Here is a 16,415-nt window from a genome sequence, read left to right on the forward strand (position 1 = left end):
GGAGATGTCAGATGGGCAAGCCACATCCAGTAGAGCTTCGTAGCCGGGTTATCGGCTACGTGGACGAAGGTCACGGACACCGTCAGGCGGCTCGGCATTTTCGGGTATCGCCGAAGTTCGTCAATGATCTGGTGAAGCTGCGACGCGAGACCGGATGTTTGACCCCGAGGCGACAAGGCAATGGCGGCGGACATGGCAAGCTGGTGGACGTGACCGGTTGGCTCGAAGCCCGCGTCACGGCCAAAAGCGGGATCACGCTTGATGAACTCGTAGCCGAGTTGGCTGAAACCCATGGCATCGACGTCCACCGCGCCACCGTCTGGCGCGTTCTGCGCGGGCTCGGACTGAGCCATAAAAAAAACTCTGCAGGCGCTTGAACAAAAGCGAAAGGACGTAGCCGCTCTGCGCCAGGTCTGGATCGCGAGACGCCAGCCTTTCATGGCTAACCACCTGGAGCGGCTGGCGTTTGTTGATGAGACCGGGGTCAAGACGAACATGGCCAAGACCACAGGATGGGCACCCTGTGGGCAGCGCCTCGTTGATCATGCGCCGTTCGGACATTGGCGCACCCAGACCTTTGTCGCGGCCCTGCGCCATGACCGGTTGGACGCGCCCTGGGTAATCGACGGCGCGATGAACGCCGAAATGTTCGATCTCTACACCAAAACCCAGTTGGTCCCGACACTTCGGCCCGGCGATGTCGTCATTCTGGATAATCTCTCCAGCCACAAGAGCCCTGCCGCTGCGGCAACCCTGCGCGACATGGGCGCCTGGTTCCTGTTCCTGCCGCCATACAGCCCCGACCTCAACCCGATCGAAATGGCCTTCTCCAAACTCAAGGCATTGATCAGAAAAGCCGCCGCCCGCACCTACGATCAGCTTTGGGCTGCAGTCGGCCAAGTCTGCGATCTCTTCTCCGACGAGGAATGCTACAACTACTTCAAAGCCGCAGGATACGAGGCCGATTGAGTGCAACCGGCTCTAACTGCGCGATTTTGCCGCTGCAAACGGCATGGAAGGGCGCCTTTCAGTCCCTGAGGACGACGAGATTCTGGAATTCTAAGCGATACGGCACGAAGGGGTCGAGGCTAACGCAGAGGTCGGCGGGAGAGTTTGAGCCGCAGCAGCTGCACCCCGGTCGATTTCCGAGTTTGCTTGAACGTAACCACCCGGTTTGCACCGCGGCCATTTTGCGTTGACGGGCGTTGATGATGTTGTGTCTCGCGCTACGGCTCTCCGTGGTAGGCTCAGTCCATGGAGATTGATCGGGACAAGATCGACGAGGCTGTTCTGGCGCTGCTGTGGTTGACGCTGCATGACGAGCGGCGGGCGTGGAAAGGCTTCGACTGGGATGCCCTGGAGCGGTTGCATGCGAGGGGCCTGATCGCCGATCCGGTCAACAAGGCGAAGTCGGTTATCCTGACCGATGAGGGCCTGCGGCAGTCCGAGGAACTCTTCCGAGCGCTGTTTACGCCGCCTCGGTCTTGACCGTCCCCATTGGCGCCCAGTTCCAGGGCAGCAATTCGCCGAGACGGTTGTTCATGTGATCGTGGATGCGGTCCAGGATATCGGCAAGATAGGCCTGCGGATCGAGCCCGTTCATCTTTGCCGTTTCGATGACCGTCAGGGCGCGGGCGAGCGTTTCGCCGCCTGCGTCCGAGCCCGCGAATAACCAGTTCCGTCTGCCGACACCAATTGGCCTCAGGGCACGCTCGGCCGCATTGTTGTCGATGGCCACGCGCCCGTCCTCGAGAAACAGCGTGAGGGCAGACCAGCGGCTCAGCCCGTAGCGGAAGGCCTTGGCCAGATCGCTTTTCCCGGGGATGCGCGTCAGCTGCTTTTCGGCCCAGTCCCGGAAGGCGTCGATCTTGGGCCTGGTTTCCTTCTGTCGAACCGCCAGCCGCAGCTCGGCAGGCTTGCCGCTGATGGCACGCTCGATATCGTAGAACTTGCCGATCCGGTCGAGCGCCTCGCGCGCGACTTCGGACTTCGTCGCAGCCCAGACATCATGGAAGTCACGGCGCAAATGCGCCCAGCAGGCGGCCTCGCGGAACTGGCTCTTGCCCTCCGGATCGGGGGCATAGAGCTTGGCATAGCCCTTGTAACCATCTGCCGCGACTTCGGACTTCGTCGCAGCCCAGACATCATGGAAGTCACGGCGCAAATGCGCCCAGCAGGCGGCCTCGCGGAACTGGCTCTTGCCCTCCGGATCGGGGGCATAGAGCTTGGCATAGCCCTTGTAACCATCTGCTTGAAGAATGCGGCCGGCCTGGCTCAGATGGCCGAGGACATGGTCTTCCTTCCAGTCCGGGGCGAACTGATACACCGCGCCGGGCGGGGCCTGGCCTGCCCAAGGGCGCTGATGGCGGACGTAAGCCCAGATCCTGCCCTTTCTCACGCCCTTGCCGAGCCCCTTGTTGCTCTTGCTGCGATCGAGAACCCGGATGGGCGTGTCATCGGCATGGAGCAGATCGCTGGCCATGATCTCGGCCTCGATCTTTTCGATCAGCGGGACCAAGGCTTTCATCGCCCCGCCGCACCAGTCCACGAGCGTCGTGTCGGCGATATCGGCGCCCATCCGGGCAAAGATCTCGTTCTGCCTGTAGAGCGGCACATGGTCATCGAACTTCGAGACCAGGACATAGGCGAGCAGGTTCGGTCCCGCCATGCTCCGCGGGATCGGTCGGCTGGGTGCCGGGGCCTGGACGATCTTCTCACAGCGTCGGCAGGACTTCTTGATGCGCGCGATCTCGATAACCTTCAACTGCGCGGCGATCATGTCGATCAATTCGCTGACATCCTCACCGATCACCCGCAGATCGCCACCGCAATCGGGGCAATTCTTGCCAGGGTCATATTCGCGACGTTCGCGCGGCGTGTCCTTCGAGACCTTCGGGCGGCGGCGGTTGGTTTCCTGGGGTTCAGCCCGCTCCGGGGCCCGTGCTTCCGTGTCGGGCCCCTCCTCGGAAGCGGGCAACGGGTCATTCTGTCAACGTCGGTGCAAAACCCGGCCACGCGGCGGCGTAAAACCAGGCCAGGTGGCGGTGGCCTGCGCCATGGCGCGCGCGCTTACCATAGAGCTGGCGCGTGCCATGGCGCATTGGCCCCGAGGCGGCTGATGTCTGCGGCTCTTTCGGCCCGATCCACAGCCTCGGTGAGGGCAAGTGTATCCCGGCGATCGAGGGCATAGAAGAACAAGCCGGCGACGTGGGACAAAATGAAACTGGCAATGATGATAACGGCCGTCTGAAACCGCATGCTGGCGTGAAGGGCCATCAGGCCGCGTCCGGTGTGAACAGATAGCCGTCGCCCCAGATCGTCTTGATGATGCGCGGCTCGCGCGGGTCGTCGCCCAGCTTGCGCCGCAGCCGGCTGACCTGGATATCGATGCTGCGATCCGATATGACGGCCGAGCGGCCATGGGTGGCGTCCAGAAGCTTTTCACGCGACAGGACCACCTGTGGCCAGGTGAGAAAGGCGATCAGCAGTTCGTATTCGGCACTGCTCAGTTGGACAACGATCTCGTCTTCGGAAATCAGCTCTCGCTTGCCGGTATCGAGACGCCATCCATCGAAGGAAATGAACCTGGACGCTGGCTCCTGGGGCGCCGGGCTTGGGCTGGTGCTCCGCCGCAGGACGGCCTTGATCCGGGCCAGCAGTTCGCGCCCGTGGAAGGGCTTCGGAAGATAATCGTCGGCTCCCATTTCGAGACCCAGGATGCGGTCGAAGTCGTCTCCTTTCGCAGTCAGCATGATGATCGGCGTCGTGATGCCGGTTGCTCGCAACTCGCGGCAGAAGGTCAGCCCGTCCTTGCCTGGCAGCATGAGATCAAGGACCATGAGGTCCACCGAGCCTTCTTCAAGCAAGCGCTGCGCTGATCGCACATTCGGCGCCTGGCTGGCCTGATAGCCATCTGCCGAGATGACTTGTGACACGAGATCGCGGATCTCTGGATCATCATCGACAATCAGAATGTGATGGTTCGACATCTCTCCCGCCCTCCTTCTATCCCGCTGCTCCATTTTTTCCCAAGTATGCAGCCACTGCTCGAAGAATTCTCAGGAAAGTGGTGACAGAATGTGTCTGGGGGTTCCGCCTGTCACAGCCTGTCACAGCCTCGACAAACATACCGCGAATTCCAAACGCCGGTTCGGGTTAAACAGGGTGCATGAACACCAGCACAAGGAAATTGCGGGAGCATTGAGCAGAGCAGGCCGAGGTGTTTCGGCTTCTGTGTCTTTGTCCGCACATCTTCCTTGCACGAGCCCTGGTGAAAGCCAACACAGGAGACACTTCCATGCGTGCAACACAGATGAGACTTCTTATGGCGGCCTCCGCCCTCGTATCGGGGCTCGCCAGTATGGCAGCAGCCCAGGAGGCGAAGATCGAGGCCGATATCGTTCCGCTGGCGGACTGGCGGTATGATGAACTCTACACGGACGGCATCAGCGTCGATGACATGATCGGTTCCGACGTAAAGGGTCCCACGGGCGATGACATCGGTGACGTGGAGAACGTCTTGATCGGCCAGGACGGGCAGGTCCTATCGGTTGTGGCCGAGGTGGGGGGCTTTTTCGAGCTGGGCGACACCCATGTGAACATTCCATGGGACATGGTTGAAGCGTCCAAGTGGGATGACGGCATCGAGATCCCGTTCACACAAGACACGATCGAAGACTTCACGCTCTTCACAGATGAGGTGGTCACCGCCAGCGATGCCACCTCGGAAGTGGAAGAAGTCGAGGGCGACGGAGCGGATGTCGTCGATACCGGACGCCGCGTCTGGCGCGCGGGCGAGCTTATCGGGGACTACGCGCGCCTGAAGGACGGCGATGGCTTTGCCAACTACGGCTATATCGACGACCTGATCGTCCGAGATGGAAAGGTCGCGGCCGTGGTGGTGAGCCCGGATGTAGGTTGGGGCGGCGGAGGCTACTACGCCTATCCCTATTATGGCTATGATCATGGCTGGAATCCGGGTCGCGAGTTCTACGATCTGCCCTATGAGCGCACCGAGGTCGAGGCGCTCGAGCCCCTGGACAGGGAACAGATCGGCGACTGAATCCACGATCAGGCGGCTCGCCCTGGCGGGCCGCTTCCCGCAAAGGAGGAAGGAAGAATGCTCAGTGAGGGCGGCTTCTTGGCGACGATGCGTCGGGGGTCAGGCGCCGGTCTGATGTGGACAAAGGAGGCCGAGAGTAATGCTTGGTCTTGCTTCCCTTGCCTTCCTGGGGCTGTTGGTTCTGGTCCACGTTGTCACGCCAGGGCTCAGGTTCCTGGATGGCACCCCGCGCAGCATCTGGCTATCGCTCGCAGGAGGCGTGTCGGTGGCCTATGTCTTTGTCCACTTCATGCCCGAACTCGCAGCAAGCCAGGAGAAAGTCGCCGAGGCGGTTGGCGGGGAGGGCACCCTGATCCCGGCCGAGCGGCACGTCTTTCTGATCGCACTGGCAGGGCTTCTCACCTTTTACGGGCTTCACCGCCTTGCCCAGACTTCGCGCTCGAAGCGCGCGGGCGAACAGGTAAACGGCGGGCGCGGATCACACACGGAGGCGGCCACCAGTTCACGGGTGTTCTGGATCCACATGGCCTCCTTCGCGGTCTACAACCTCTTGGTGGGCTACCTGCTCCTGCACCGCGAGGAGATGACACTGGACGGCCTGGCGTTCTTCGCGGCCGCCATGGCGCTGCACTTCGTGGTGACCGATTACGGGCTCCACGAGGACCACAAGGCGTCCTACCGCCAGATCGGGCGGTGGATACTTGCTGCAGCGGTCATCGGAGGCTGGCTCCTTGGCCTCGTCACCGAGGTGCACGAGGCGGCCATAGCGACGCTTACCGCCTTTCTCGGCGGCGGAGTCGTGCTCAACGTGCTCAAGGAAGAGGTGCCGAGTGAGCGGCAAAGCCGCTTCTGGGCCTTCGCGGCCGGAGCCGCAGGTTACGCCGCACTGTTGCTGATGCTTTGATGAAGTGGTCGGCGGCAGCATGTTTCCAGGTGGGCAGTGAGTAGACGATCCCGACGCACGCCGTCGCCGGCCCAACGACGGCCTGCACGACAGCGGCGTGCTGCAAGATCCAGTTCCACGTCTCGCTGAACGGGCAATGGCTGGGGTTTGGTTGCGTCTCGGAAAGCCGTACCAAAGATCAGCGCCAGGCAGGCATCCGCTATGGCTACAAGAGCAAGGCTGCCTGACATGAACAGCGAGCCGAACCGAAACTGATGCCGGCTTCGCATCACCAAGACGATGGGGAGCCCCGCGGGACGAAAGGAGCTCACTCCTGTTCTCTGGCAGCGGGTATGACCTCGGCGCATTCTGGTGACAGGGCTGGGGCCTGTGCAGGACTGATCCTGCTTCTGCGAATGACCGGCAAGCGCATGCTGGCGAAGATGACCCAAAGGGGGGCCGGGACTCTGGACGGGTTCGCAAACCAGAGAAGCGCAAGAACGTCACGCGCCGTCACGGCTTGGACATCGACTTGGGCGCCGCTTGTCTGGTGCCTCGAAACAGGGGAATACGAATGCACGCCACTGCGCAGGGACGTACCATAGCCTGGGGCTTCGCGGCGCTTCTGCTTGCGGCCAATGTGGCGGGCTACGCCTTCGACCTTTATGCCGCGTTCTGGTGGTTTGACCGGGTGCTGCATGCCGCCACGCTTTTCGCGCTGACGCTGTGGCTTGCGCTTTTCGTCTGCCCGCCGGTCCTGCGCCCAGGGCAGCCCCTGCTCTTCATCCTGCTGGTTGCCAGCCTCGGCGTCGCCATCGGCGCCTGGTGGGAGGTTGCCGAATGGGGCTTCGACCAGTTGGCGCCGGGCGATGTCATCAAGGGCAAGCATGACACCGTCATCGACATCGTCATGGATACGCTCGGTGCCGTCCTTGCCGCCTCCCTGGCCCCGCGGTTTCTAGTGCCGGGTCCAGCGGCTGCGAGGGGTCCCTTCAGGAGGTGATCTGTCACAACTGCCGGAAAGGGGGGTCTGATGCTGTCGCATCTCGCCCCTGGCGGGCCGCTCCCTCTGAACAGGAAGGTGGCTGGTTGCAACCAACCCATTCGGCTCAGCAAGCCAGCACGAGGCGTGGGCTCTGGAAAGGACCGGGAACCCTGGCATGGCAGGAGCGTTCGCCCCATGACCGGCACGGCGCAGATCCCGCTCCACTTGGGTTGCAAGTGAGTCTCCGACAGTCGGGAGTATGTCTTGGAAACAGCAGCTTCAAAGGCTTACGAATGCTTTGGCCTGGCAGGTCAGGTTGCGATTGTGACTGGCGCAGCCTCCGGCATCGGACGGGGTTGCGCGCTGGCCTTGGTCAAGGCCGGGTGCCGCGTTGTTGTCAACCATCTTCCCGGCGATGAGGATGATGCAAGGGAACTTGTCAAGGAACTGGAGACCGAGGGCGGCCAGGCTTTTTCCTTTGCTGCAGATGTCAGTCAAGGCGATCACGTCGAGGCGATGTTTGCCGAAGCCTGCAGGCGCTTTGGAACCGTCCACATCCTGGTCAACAATGCCGGGATCCAATCGGGCGCGCCCTTTCAGGACATGACATTCGAACAATGGCGCAAGGTGATGGCGGTCAACCTTGACGGCCAGTTTCTTTGCGCCCGAGCCGCAGTCCGCGAGTTCCTGCGGCGCGGCCCGCAACCTCAAGTCTCGTCGGCCACGGGGAAGATCATCTGCATGAGTTCGGTTCATCAAGAAATCCCCTGGGCGTTGGAGGCAAACTATGCTGCGTCCAAGGGCGGTGTGATGCTGCTCATGCAGTCCCTCGCACAGGAGCTGGCGATCCACCGTATCCGGGTCAATGCCATTGCACCGGGGGCGATCCAGACGGCCATCAACCGTGCTGCCTGGGACGAACCCGAGGCACTGGACGAGCTTCTCAAGCTGATCCCATACGGGCGCATCGGCCAGTCACAGGATATTGCGAACGGGGTGCTTTTTCTCGCGTCGGACCTTTCCGACTACGTCACGGGCACCACGCTTGTGGTGGATGGCGGCATGATGCTCTACCCCGCCTTTCGTGGCGCAGGATAAGCGCATGAGCCGTCCAATCGAGGATTATGGTTTTATCGGCAACATGTTGTCCTGTGCGTTGGTTGCGCGCGATGGCTCCATAGACTGGCTTTGCCTTCCGCGCTTCGACTCGGACGCCTGCTTCGCAGCCCTTCTTGGCACACAGGAACACGGCCGCTGGAAGATCGCACCGGCAGGCAAGATCCTGCATGTGAGCCGCCGCTATCGTCCGGGCACGACCATTCTGGAAACCAGCTTCGAAACACCGGAAGGGGCGGTGACGATCATCGACTTCATGCCGCTGGCCGAGGACGAGGACCATGTCGATCTGGTCCGTATCGTGCGCGGCGAGTGGGGCCGGGTCGAGATGGACATGGACCTGGTTCTGCGGTTCGATTACGGCCGAACCACCCCCTGGGTGCGCCGGACCGATCATGGGTTGCGCGCCGTGGCAGGACCGGATGCGGTGGAACTGTCCACTCCGGTCGGCCTGCAGGGAAAGGACATGCACACGGTTGCAACCTTCAGCATCGGAGCTGGCGCCGAGGTGCCCTTCACGCTGAGCTGGCACCCGTCCTATCTGCCGGCATCCCGCCGGTGGGACCCGGCGGCGCAGTTGCACGAGACGGAAAGATGGTGGCAGGAATGGTCCGGCGCTTGCACCTTTGCCCTCGAAAAACAGCACCCCTGGCACGAGGCTGTCACACGCTCGCTCATCACGCTCAAGGCACTCACGTTTCAGCCGACCGGCGGCATTGTTGCGGCGGCGACCACATCCTTGCCGGAAACGATCGGCGGCGAGCGCAACTGGGATTACCGGTATTGCTGGATCCGCGATGCCACGCTGACGCTGCTGGCCCTGGTGAGTTCCGGCTACAGGTCCGAGGCCCGGGACTGGCGGGAATGGCTGCTTCGCGCCGCCGCCGGCCACCCGAAGCAGCTGCAGATCATGTATGGGCTTGCGGGGGAGCGGCGGCTGACCGAGACCGAGCTGCCGTGGCTGCCCGGATACGAGGGTTCAAAGCCCGTGCGGGTCGGCAACGCCGCCTACGATCAATTGCAGATCGATGTTTATGGCGAACTCATGGATGCCCTTCATGTCGGGCGAAAGTTCATGCTTGAACCATCCGAGGCAAGCTGGCGCTTCCAGAAGCTGTTGCTTGCCGATCTCGAGGGAAAGTGGAACGAGCCTGACGAAGGCATCTGGGAGGTGCGAGGCGGGCGGCGGCACTTCACCCATTCGCGTCTCATGGCCTGGGTTGCCTATGACCGCGGCATCAAGGCGGTGGAGGATTTCGGACTTTCCGGCCCGGTGGACCGCTGGCGGACACTGCGCGACACGATCCGCAACGACATCCTTTCCAACGGCTGGAGTGCCAAACAGAACAGCTTTGTTCAATACTATGGTGGAGAGGCCCTTGATGCCTCGCTGCTGCTCATCCCGTCCGTCGGGTTCCTGCCGCCAGAGGATGCCCGCGTCATCGCCACCGTCGAAGCGGTCCAGCGGGAGCTGGTGGAGGACGGGCTGGTTCTCCGCTATCGGCCGGACGACACTCCTGACGGCCTCAGGGGGGCGGAAGGCACGTTCCTCGTCTGCAGCTTCTGGCTTGTCGACGCCCTGACAATGATCGGGCGGCTGGAAGAAGCGGAGGCTCTATTCGAGCGCCTGCTGTCCCTGCGCAACGATGTGGGGCTGCTCGCCGAGGAATACGACCCGCGCGGGAAGCGGCAGCTGGGCAACTTCCCGCAGGCGTTTTCGCATGTGGGACTTGTGAACGCCGCACATAACCTGATCGCTACCCAGGGACCCGCAGAGCAGCGCGCAGACCGGACGGACCGCCCGGCCTGCGATCGCCAGGATAGTGACCGCCTCAGGAAACCTATCATGCCCGAGCGACAACAGGGGTAAAAAGCCTTTGCTGCTCCAAGGCGCAAGCGCAGGATCAAATAGACGGCAGCCCCATCCGGGAAGGTCGCCGCAAGGGGCGCCGAAAACCGCGCCGCTTAATTAGGCCGCCTCACCCAAATTCCCGCATAGCTCACACAGCTATGAAGGGGAACCCAATAGACACCGCCGTCGAGAATGGTTCCATGACCAAAACCGAAAGCAGAACGGAATGCGAATCGAATAAAGACTCGCACATGGATAAATACGCTTACGAGTGGGTGCAAGCTGTGCAGATGCTTCCGCGCTTGGCCAGGATTTTGTAAAAGCTAGAAAAGGGGTCTCTGTCTTAGGGCAGGCAGGTCCCGCCAACAGCCTGCACCAGACTTCCGAGACAGCGCAGCAGGGCGCTGCAAAATGGTTGACTTAAAAACTCGGCATCCGTAGGGGCGCGGCATCGTCTGGAGGCCATTCCCTGTGTTCACCCTTTCTCATCTGGCCGTGTTTGCAGACAATCCCTGCCTGGTCCACGGTGACCGTGTTCTGAGCTATGGCAACCTCGCCGCTGCGGCCCAGCGGTTCGCGCAACGCATTCCGGGTTCTCGTGGCCTGATTGCTATCGAGATGGCCTCGACTCCGACCGCTATCGCTGCCTATGTCGGGGCCTTGTCTGCTGGCCATGCCGTTCTGCCTTTGCCGCAGGACCAGCCAGATAGCGCGCGGCGCCTGGAACAGCGGTTCCGCCCGCGCGCCAGCTACCGCCGGATCGGAGATCGCTGGCGACTGCTGTTTCACGAACACCCGGCGCCTCTTCACGAGGATCTGTCGCTGCTTTTGCAGACTTCGGGCAGCACGGGGCAGGGGCGTGGCGTGCGCCTGTCTGCGACGGCCCTTGATGCCAACGCCCAGGCAATTGGCAATTATCTGCAGATCGGACCGCAGGACCGGGCCGCGCTGATCCTGCCGCTGCATTATTCGTATGGCCTGTCGGTCCTGCATTCGCATCTGGCGCGTGGCGCAAGCCTCTGGCTCGCCGATCGCGCGGTGCTTGATCCGGGTTTTCCTGCGGCACTGGCCGCCTCAGGGGCCACGAGCCTTGCGGGGGTGCCGCACCACTTTTCCTTGCTGGAAAGCATTGACCTGGACAGAGACCTACCCAACTGCGTGACCTGCCTGACCGTCGCTGGCGGCGCGATGAAGCCGGGGGCGGTGCGGCACTGGGCAAAGGTCATGGACGCACGGGATGGCCGCTTCGTGGTCATGTATGGGCAAACCGAGGCAACGGCGCGCATTGCTTGGCTGCCGCCCGGGCGGGCGCGGGTGGCGCCGGACGCGATCGGGCAAGCAATTCCTGGCGGCGCCCTGTCGCTGTGCGATGAGGCGGGTCGGACATTGACCGATCCGGAGGCGGAAGGGGAACTGGTTTACCGGGGCCCGAACGTGATGATGGGCTATGCCGACACGGCCGAGGACCTGGCACGTGGGCCAGAGGTAAGCGAACTTGCCACGGGCGACCTCGCCCGACGCGGCGCTGATGGGCTTTACCGGATCGTCGGACGACGGTCGCGCATGTCCAAGATCGCCGGATTGCGCATCGGTCACGACGCGTTGGAACGTGCCCTGGCCGAGGCTGGGCACGACGTTGCTGTTTGGGGCGATGACGCCACGATCTGCGTAGCCAGCCCTGACCCGTCTGGCGAGCTAATCGCCTTGACGGCAAGGTTGGCAGGCATTCGCCCGCAACATATCGCGGCGCTCGCCTGTCCAGAATTCCCGCGCCATCCCAACGGCAAGATCGACTATCCAGCCCTGCGACGGCTGGCAGCCCCGAGAGGGGGCGGCACAGTGCATGATATCTTTGCCCGCAGCTTCGCCCCACATCCAGTGCGCCCCGAAGACAGCTTCACCGGTCTCGGGGGCGACTCGCTGCGGCATGTGGAGATCTCGCTGCAGCTTGACCGTCACCTGGGTGGCTTGCCCGAACGGTGGGAGCAACTGAGCATCGCCGCCTTGGAACAGCGCCCAGCCCCCCAAGACAGCCGTTTGCCTATGCCTCTCCTGGCGCGGGCCTTGGCGATCTTGGCAGTGGTCGTCTCGCACCAGACCTTGTGGCCCGTCTATGGCGGCGCGGCGGCCATGGTTGTCCTGCTGGGGATGAGCGTCGCCCAGCACCGGCGTGAAGCACTCAGCACAAGGGATGCTTGGCGCTTCCTCGCGCCCATGTTGGGCGTCTTGCTGCCCTATGGGCTGATCGTGGCGGGGTATTCACTGGCATGGCAGCAGGTGCCCTGGGCTTCGGTATTTCTCGTGGGAAACATGGCGCTCACCACGCCCGAGACGCATCTGATGCTGCCCTATCTTTATTGGTTTGTCGAAGCCTACGTACAGATGAACCTGCTTTTGCTGGGTTTTTTCTTTATATGTCCTGCGCGTGACTTTCTGAGCCGCGCGCCCTTTGCGGTTGGGCTGTGCCTGCTAGGCCTGGGTGTACTGTTCCGTGTCACACTGCCGGAGTTCTGGCCACTGCCAAACGGACGGACCCAGTTCTCTGTCCCCTGGGTCTTCTATCTTTTTGCCGTGGGCTGGTGCATCGCCACCGCAACAGATGGTCGCCAGCGTCTGTTGGTTGTGATTGCTGCCAGCGTGGTCCTGCCAGGGGCCGCTTGGCTTGGTGGCAACTGGTATGGCAGCTGGATCAAGTATCTCAGCCTCTTGGGCCTGGTTGTCGTGCTGCTCTATGTGGCGCATATTCCTGCGCCCCGTTTTCTGGTTCGGAGCGTGATGTATCTGGCGCGGGCGGCCTTCCCGATCTACCTGCTGCACCGCGTCGTCCCCGAAGTGCTGATGCCGCTGTCCGGAGTTGATTGGACTGCGAATGCCGCGAACTTCATCGCCATTGCTGGGGGCATCGCTTTGGGCCTGCTGGCTGCATGGCTGCAGCCGGGGCTTGTATCGCTCGCGTCGCGCCTGCAGAGTATTGGATCATTGTCATGGGCTGTGCCTTCGGCGAACGGGCTTGCTCCCAGCGAAGCGCGCGCCTCTCGTCCGCATCCTGGGGAGAGTGCTCAGTCGAGGACCCCCGTCGGATAGCAAGGTAGGGAAGGCAGTTCTGCCAACTTGTATATCCTGCACACCAAGCCGCAGGTGATCCAAGCGATGGCGTAAGCCATGCGGGATAGCCTTGGCGACCTCGAGCCGAGCCTCGACGACTCTCCCGGTCGTGCGGCGCCCGTGATCCGAAAGACGTCCGACGGACGGGAACTGGCATGACTGACCTGGGTATGCCGACGCCACTGCTGTTCTGATGGTGAAGGAAGCGCCCGACACCGGCTTGGTCCCCCTCTGCAAACCCGCATTGGCTTTGCTGGTCTTATGTCGAGAACCGCTGGCCGGTGCGGACGACTGCCTTCTCAGAATATGGCTCATGCCTGAACCAACTATGGGCCGCTCCGAGGCGCTTCGCCGCGCCATGGTTGACCTAATGGATGACCCTCGCCAGGAGGACAACCCGCATCCCTCCATCTGGGCACCGTTCTCCCTCGTCGGCGAAGGAGCTCATAAATTGGCTTATGACTTCTATGATAAGGGCCACCCGGAGCGGTGATCGGCCCACAGCGGCGATGCGCAGTTACCTCCAGGGTATCCGTCCGGCGTGACTGCCGTTGATTTTCAGGTTTTCTGCCAATTCCAGGGCAGGAGTTCGTCGATGCGATTGATCTTGTGATCGGCGATGTGGGTCAGCACCCAGGTCAGCCATGCCTCGGGGTCGGCGCCGTTCATCCGGCAGGTTTCGATAAGCGTGTAGGCAATGGCTGCGGCCTTGCCGCCGCCTTCTGAACCCATGAAGAGGTAGTTTTTTCTTCCGAGAGTCACAGGCCTGATCGACCGCTCGCAAATGTTGTTATCCAGCTCCAACTGGCCGTTTTCGAGATAGGCTCGCGCCTTTGGCATGCGGCCAAGCGCGTAACGAATGGCTTCCGCCAGCTTGGTCTTGCCCGATATTTTCGGCAGTTGCAGCGCCAGCCAGGTTTCCAGCTCGTCGAAGATGGGCTTTGCCCGCGTCTGTCTCAGAGTGACACGCTCTTCTGGCGTCCTGTATCGCGCTTCCTTTTCGACGGCATAGAGCCGGGCGATCCGTTCGATGGTTTCCCTGGCGATGGCCGATCCCTCGCGTTCGAAGGCATCCACGAACTTGCGGCGGACATGGACCATGCAGGCCTGCTCGCTGGCCAGGCCCGGGCCGAACAGTCCGTTGAAGCCGGTGAACCCGTCTGCATGCACGATGCCTGTGTAGCCCTTGATGTGGGTCGCGGGGTGGGCGCCCTTGCGGTCCGTGCTGAACTGATACCAGGCACAAGGCGGTGCTTGCCCGCACCATGCTCGTTCATCGCGAACATAGCTCCACAGCCGTGCGGTATGGGCCTTTCCGGTCTTGCCCGACCTCTGCATCTTGACCGGCGTGTCATCGGCGAACAAAGCCGGACCCGCGCGCACCAGCTTGCCGATGTGATCGGCCAGCGGCGCAAGCAAGGCGGTCGAGCGGCCGACCCAGTCGGTCAGCGTCGAACGATGCAGATCGATCTTCTCGCGGGCGTAGATCTCGGAGTGCGGGGAGAGCGGAAGATGGTCGCAATACTTGCCAACCAGCACATGCGCCAGCAGACCGGGACCCGCGCGACCGCGGTTGATGGGACGGCTTGGCAATGGTGCTTGCGCAAAGCGCTCACAACAGGAGCAGGCTGTGCGCGGGCGAATGATCTCGCGGACGACAAAGCGCCCGGGAATGTATTCAAGCTCCTGTGTCACGTCCTGGCCAAGCACGCGCAGAGCTCCACCGCATGAGGGGCAGGCCTCACCTGGCGACAGCAACTCGGCTTGTCGTTCCAGGTGATCGGGAAGCGGTGCTCGACTGTGCTGGCGTTTCCGCCGCTTGTCGTTGCCGGCTCCTTCATCCTGGCCGGTTTCATCCTGCTGGGCCGAGGCCGCTGCCGCGATCTCCTTGTCCTCCTGCAGATCGAAGGCCAGCTGCTGGAGGCTTTCGGATTTCGACCCGAAGCGCGCTTTGCGATGGCCTGCGAGCTGTCCTCGCAGATCTTCGATCTTCAGCGTCAGCGCTTTGATTTCCTCGCCCATCAGCGTGACCAAGCCCTTCAGGTCTTGGGAGTCGTCAGGCAGGGGATCAAGGCTTTCCAACATGCCAAAACCATTTGATTTCCTCGCCCATCAGCGTGACCAAGCCCTTCAGGTCTTGGGAGTCGTCAGGCAGGGGATCAAGGCTTTCCAACATGCCAAAACCATACCCGCCCTATCGCTCCAAAGAAACGATAAACCGCTGTAATGGCGTGTTTAATATCCTATCCTGTCTGCGTGGGGCGCCATGTCTTTTGGGGCATTCGCCAGTCGATCCCTTCCACGAGCATGGAGAGCTGAGCGGGGCTGAGACTGACTTTCCCTTCCTTGGCGGCAGGCCAGACAAAGCGCCCACGCTCGAGACGCTTCAAAAAGAGACATCCGCCCTGCGAATCCCACCAAATGATCTTCAAAAGATCACCCCGACGACCGCGGAACACAAACAGATGACCGGAATAGGGATCCTCCTCCAAAACCTTCTCGGCCTGCGCCGCCAGCGTGTTGAACCCCCGCCGCATGTCCGTGACGCCGGCCGCCAGCCAGATCCGCGTGTTGCTCGGCACAGGGATCATGGCAGCAGCCCCTGAACCAGCCCCAGAACCGCCGCCAGGCTCGTCGGGCCTTCCACCAGGATCCGCCGGCCGTCGGAAAGCGTGATGTCGACGCGATGCGCAAGCGGCTGGGCTTCCACTGATCGGTGTGTCCCAGCGACGCCATTCGTCGAATGTGAGGCGGTAGCCGAAGCGGAGATTTCCACCGGCAGGAAGAGAGTGCCATCGTGGACACCGTCGGGGGACTTGGCGCCCCCGGGAGAAAACCGCGAGTCCCGCAGCCAGGTGAAAAGCAGGTTCGAGTTCATCGAATAGCGCCGCGCCACCTGTGCAACAGATACGCCGGACGCCCGTGTCTGCATGCAGATCGAGCGTTTCTCCTCACCAGACCAGAACCGCTTCTTCTGCCCCTTCCTGCCCGCCATCGAGTGCCTCAAGATGTCCACTATTGAACATGGACATTATCAACCGCCGGCTTTCACCGTCAGAGCAGGCACACCGGACGGATACCCTCCAGGAACAAATCAGGCGCCTGGACCCAGTCGTAGCATCGCCTCATTATCGCCAGAGAAGGTTCGACGGTAGGCCCATTCCCTCCGCCATATCATCCTGCTATGTGATTGATAACGGCGATAATATTCACTTTGAGCCCGCGTTCTTCCCCCATGGCTTCCCCCTTTTCATGCTGGAACATGCAGGGCAAGTAACAGTAAGGGCAGGGGGCCAGTCCAGTTTTCCTATGACGCCAAAGCCGCCGACCCGTCGCCTTCTCATGCCGAGATTTTGTTGCGACCTTTGATTTCGGCGCCTCCTTGCTGCGGGCAGCAGGAAAATTTGTCACG

13 protein-coding genes and 1 pseudogene are annotated in these 16,415 nt (G+C 62.1%); 9 read left to right on the forward strand and 5 right to left on the reverse strand.

Annotation, left to right across the window (positions count from 1 at the left end):
- The first annotated feature begins 11 nt into the window (after positions 1-11).
- A protein-coding gene (locus tag Q5701_RS22975) for an IS630 family transposase (RefSeq protein ID WP_373568580.1) occupies positions 12-969 on the forward strand; the annotation gives its coding sequence in 2 pieces (ribosomal slippage) (positions 12-350 and positions 352-969; 957 coding nt in all).
- Between the two features lie 285 nt (positions 970-1,254).
- On the forward strand, positions 1,255-1,488 hold the full coding sequence (locus tag Q5701_RS20520) for a DUF6429 family protein (protein WP_306752794.1): 234 nt from the start codon (positions 1,255-1,257) through the stop codon (positions 1,486-1,488).
- Here the strand turns inward: Q5701_RS20520 and tnpC (Q5701_RS22980) are convergent.
- A pseudogene (gene tnpC / locus Q5701_RS22980) lies at positions 1,469-2,908 on the reverse strand (IS66 family transposase); the annotation flags it as partial. The gene Q5701_RS20520 and the pseudogene tnpC (Q5701_RS22980) overlap by 20 nt on opposite strands.
- Positions 2,909-3,275: 367 nt before the next feature.
- A complete protein-coding gene (locus Q5701_RS20535) occupies positions 3,276-4,022 on the reverse strand; it encodes a response regulator (protein WP_306752795.1) in 747 nt (248 codons plus the stop codon).
- A 338-nt stretch (positions 4,023-4,360) separates the two neighbouring features.
- On the opposite strand from Q5701_RS20535, the gene Q5701_RS20540 reads away from it, so the two are divergent.
- The 7 genes from Q5701_RS20540 (at position 4,361) to Q5701_RS20570 (ending at position 13,496) form a co-directional block, all read left to right on the forward strand.
- The gene (locus Q5701_RS20540; protein ID WP_306752796.1) at positions 4,361-5,062 is read left to right on the forward strand and encodes a PRC-barrel domain-containing protein; all 702 of its coding nucleotides are present in this window, start codon (positions 4,361-4,363) and stop codon (positions 5,060-5,062) included.
- 139 nt (positions 5,063-5,201) lie between these two features.
- On the forward strand, positions 5,202-5,966 hold the full coding sequence (locus Q5701_RS20545; RefSeq protein WP_306752797.1) for a hypothetical protein: 765 nt from the start codon (positions 5,202-5,204) through the stop codon (positions 5,964-5,966).
- Between the two features lie 529 nt (positions 5,967-6,495).
- Positions 6,496-6,948 carry a DUF2238 domain-containing protein gene (locus Q5701_RS20550; protein WP_507185104.1) on the forward strand — a complete coding sequence of 151 codons (453 nt, stop codon included), beginning with the start codon at positions 6,496-6,498 and terminating at the stop codon, positions 6,946-6,948.
- Positions 6,949-7,254: 306 nt separating this feature from the next.
- Positions 7,255-8,028, forward strand: coding sequence for a glucose 1-dehydrogenase (locus Q5701_RS20555; protein WP_306752799.1), 774 nt, complete (start codon positions 7,255-7,257; stop codon positions 8,026-8,028).
- Positions 8,015-9,916, forward strand: a complete 1,902-nt coding sequence (locus tag Q5701_RS20560) for a glycoside hydrolase family 15 protein (RefSeq protein WP_306752800.1) — start codon at positions 8,015-8,017, stop codon at positions 9,914-9,916. Before Q5701_RS20555 ends, Q5701_RS20560 begins: the two co-directional genes overlap by 14 nt.
- A 453-nt stretch (positions 9,917-10,369) precedes the next feature.
- Complete coding sequence (locus tag Q5701_RS20565) at positions 10,370-12,982, forward strand: AMP-binding protein (protein ID WP_306752801.1); 2,613 nt, start codon at positions 10,370-10,372, stop codon at positions 12,980-12,982.
- Between the two features lie 214 nt (positions 12,983-13,196).
- The gene (locus tag Q5701_RS20570; protein ID WP_306752802.1) at positions 13,197-13,496 is read left to right on the forward strand and encodes a CHAT domain-containing protein; all 300 of its coding nucleotides are present in this window, start codon (positions 13,197-13,199) and stop codon (positions 13,494-13,496) included.
- 65 nt (positions 13,497-13,561) lie between these two features.
- On the opposite strand, the gene tnpC (Q5701_RS20575) is transcribed toward Q5701_RS20570, so the two are convergent.
- From tnpC (Q5701_RS20575) to tnpA, 3 genes are all read right to left on the reverse strand, one after another.
- Positions 13,562-15,088 carry an IS66 family transposase gene (tnpC, locus tag Q5701_RS20575; protein WP_306752803.1) on the reverse strand — a complete coding sequence of 509 codons (1,527 nt, stop codon included), beginning with the start codon at positions 15,086-15,088 and terminating at the stop codon, positions 13,562-13,564.
- Between the two features lie 158 nt (positions 15,089-15,246).
- Positions 15,247-15,594, reverse strand: a complete 348-nt coding sequence (gene tnpB / locus Q5701_RS20580; RefSeq protein ID WP_306752395.1) for an IS66 family insertion sequence element accessory protein TnpB — start codon at positions 15,592-15,594, stop codon at positions 15,247-15,249.
- Complete coding sequence (gene tnpA / locus Q5701_RS20585; RefSeq protein WP_306752804.1) at positions 15,591-15,998, reverse strand: IS66-like element accessory protein TnpA; 408 nt, start codon at positions 15,996-15,998, stop codon at positions 15,591-15,593. The genes tnpB and tnpA overlap by 4 nt, the downstream gene beginning before the upstream one ends.
- Positions 15,999-16,415 lie beyond the last annotated feature (417 nt).

The sequence above is a fragment of the Paracoccus actinidiae genome (assembly GCF_030863885.1).
Lineage (GTDB): Bacteria > Pseudomonadota > Alphaproteobacteria > Rhodobacterales > Rhodobacteraceae > Paracoccus > Paracoccus everestensis.

Excerpts from the sequence above, each read along its gene's own strand:
- Q5701_RS20520 (WP_306752794.1), top strand. The coding sequence starts at position 1,255 with ATGGAGATTGATCGGGACAAGATCGACGAGGCTGTTCTGGCGCTGCTG.
- Q5701_RS20535 (WP_306752795.1), bottom strand. The coding sequence starts at position 4,022 with ATGGAGCAGCGGGATAGAAGGAGGGCGGGAGAGATGTCGAACCATCAC.
- Q5701_RS20540 (WP_306752796.1), top strand. The coding sequence starts at position 4,361 with ATGGCAGCAGCCCAGGAGGCGAAGATCGAGGCCGATATCGTTCCGCTG.
- Q5701_RS20545 (WP_306752797.1), top strand. The coding sequence starts at position 5,202 with ATGCTTGGTCTTGCTTCCCTTGCCTTCCTGGGGCTGTTGGTTCTGGTC.
- Q5701_RS20570 (WP_306752802.1), top strand. The coding sequence starts at position 13,197 with ATGGTGAAGGAAGCGCCCGACACCGGCTTGGTCCCCCTCTGCAAACCC.
- tnpC (WP_306752803.1), bottom strand. The coding sequence starts at position 15,088 with ATGTTGGAAAGCCTTGATCCCCTGCCTGACGACTCCCAAGACCTGAAG.
- tnpB (WP_306752395.1), bottom strand. The coding sequence starts at position 15,594 with ATGATCCCTGTGCCGAGCAACACGCGGATCTGGCTGGCGGCCGGCGTC.
- tnpA (WP_306752804.1), bottom strand. The coding sequence starts at position 15,998 with ATGGCGGGCAGGAAGGGGCAGAAGAAGCGGTTCTGGTCTGGTGAGGAG.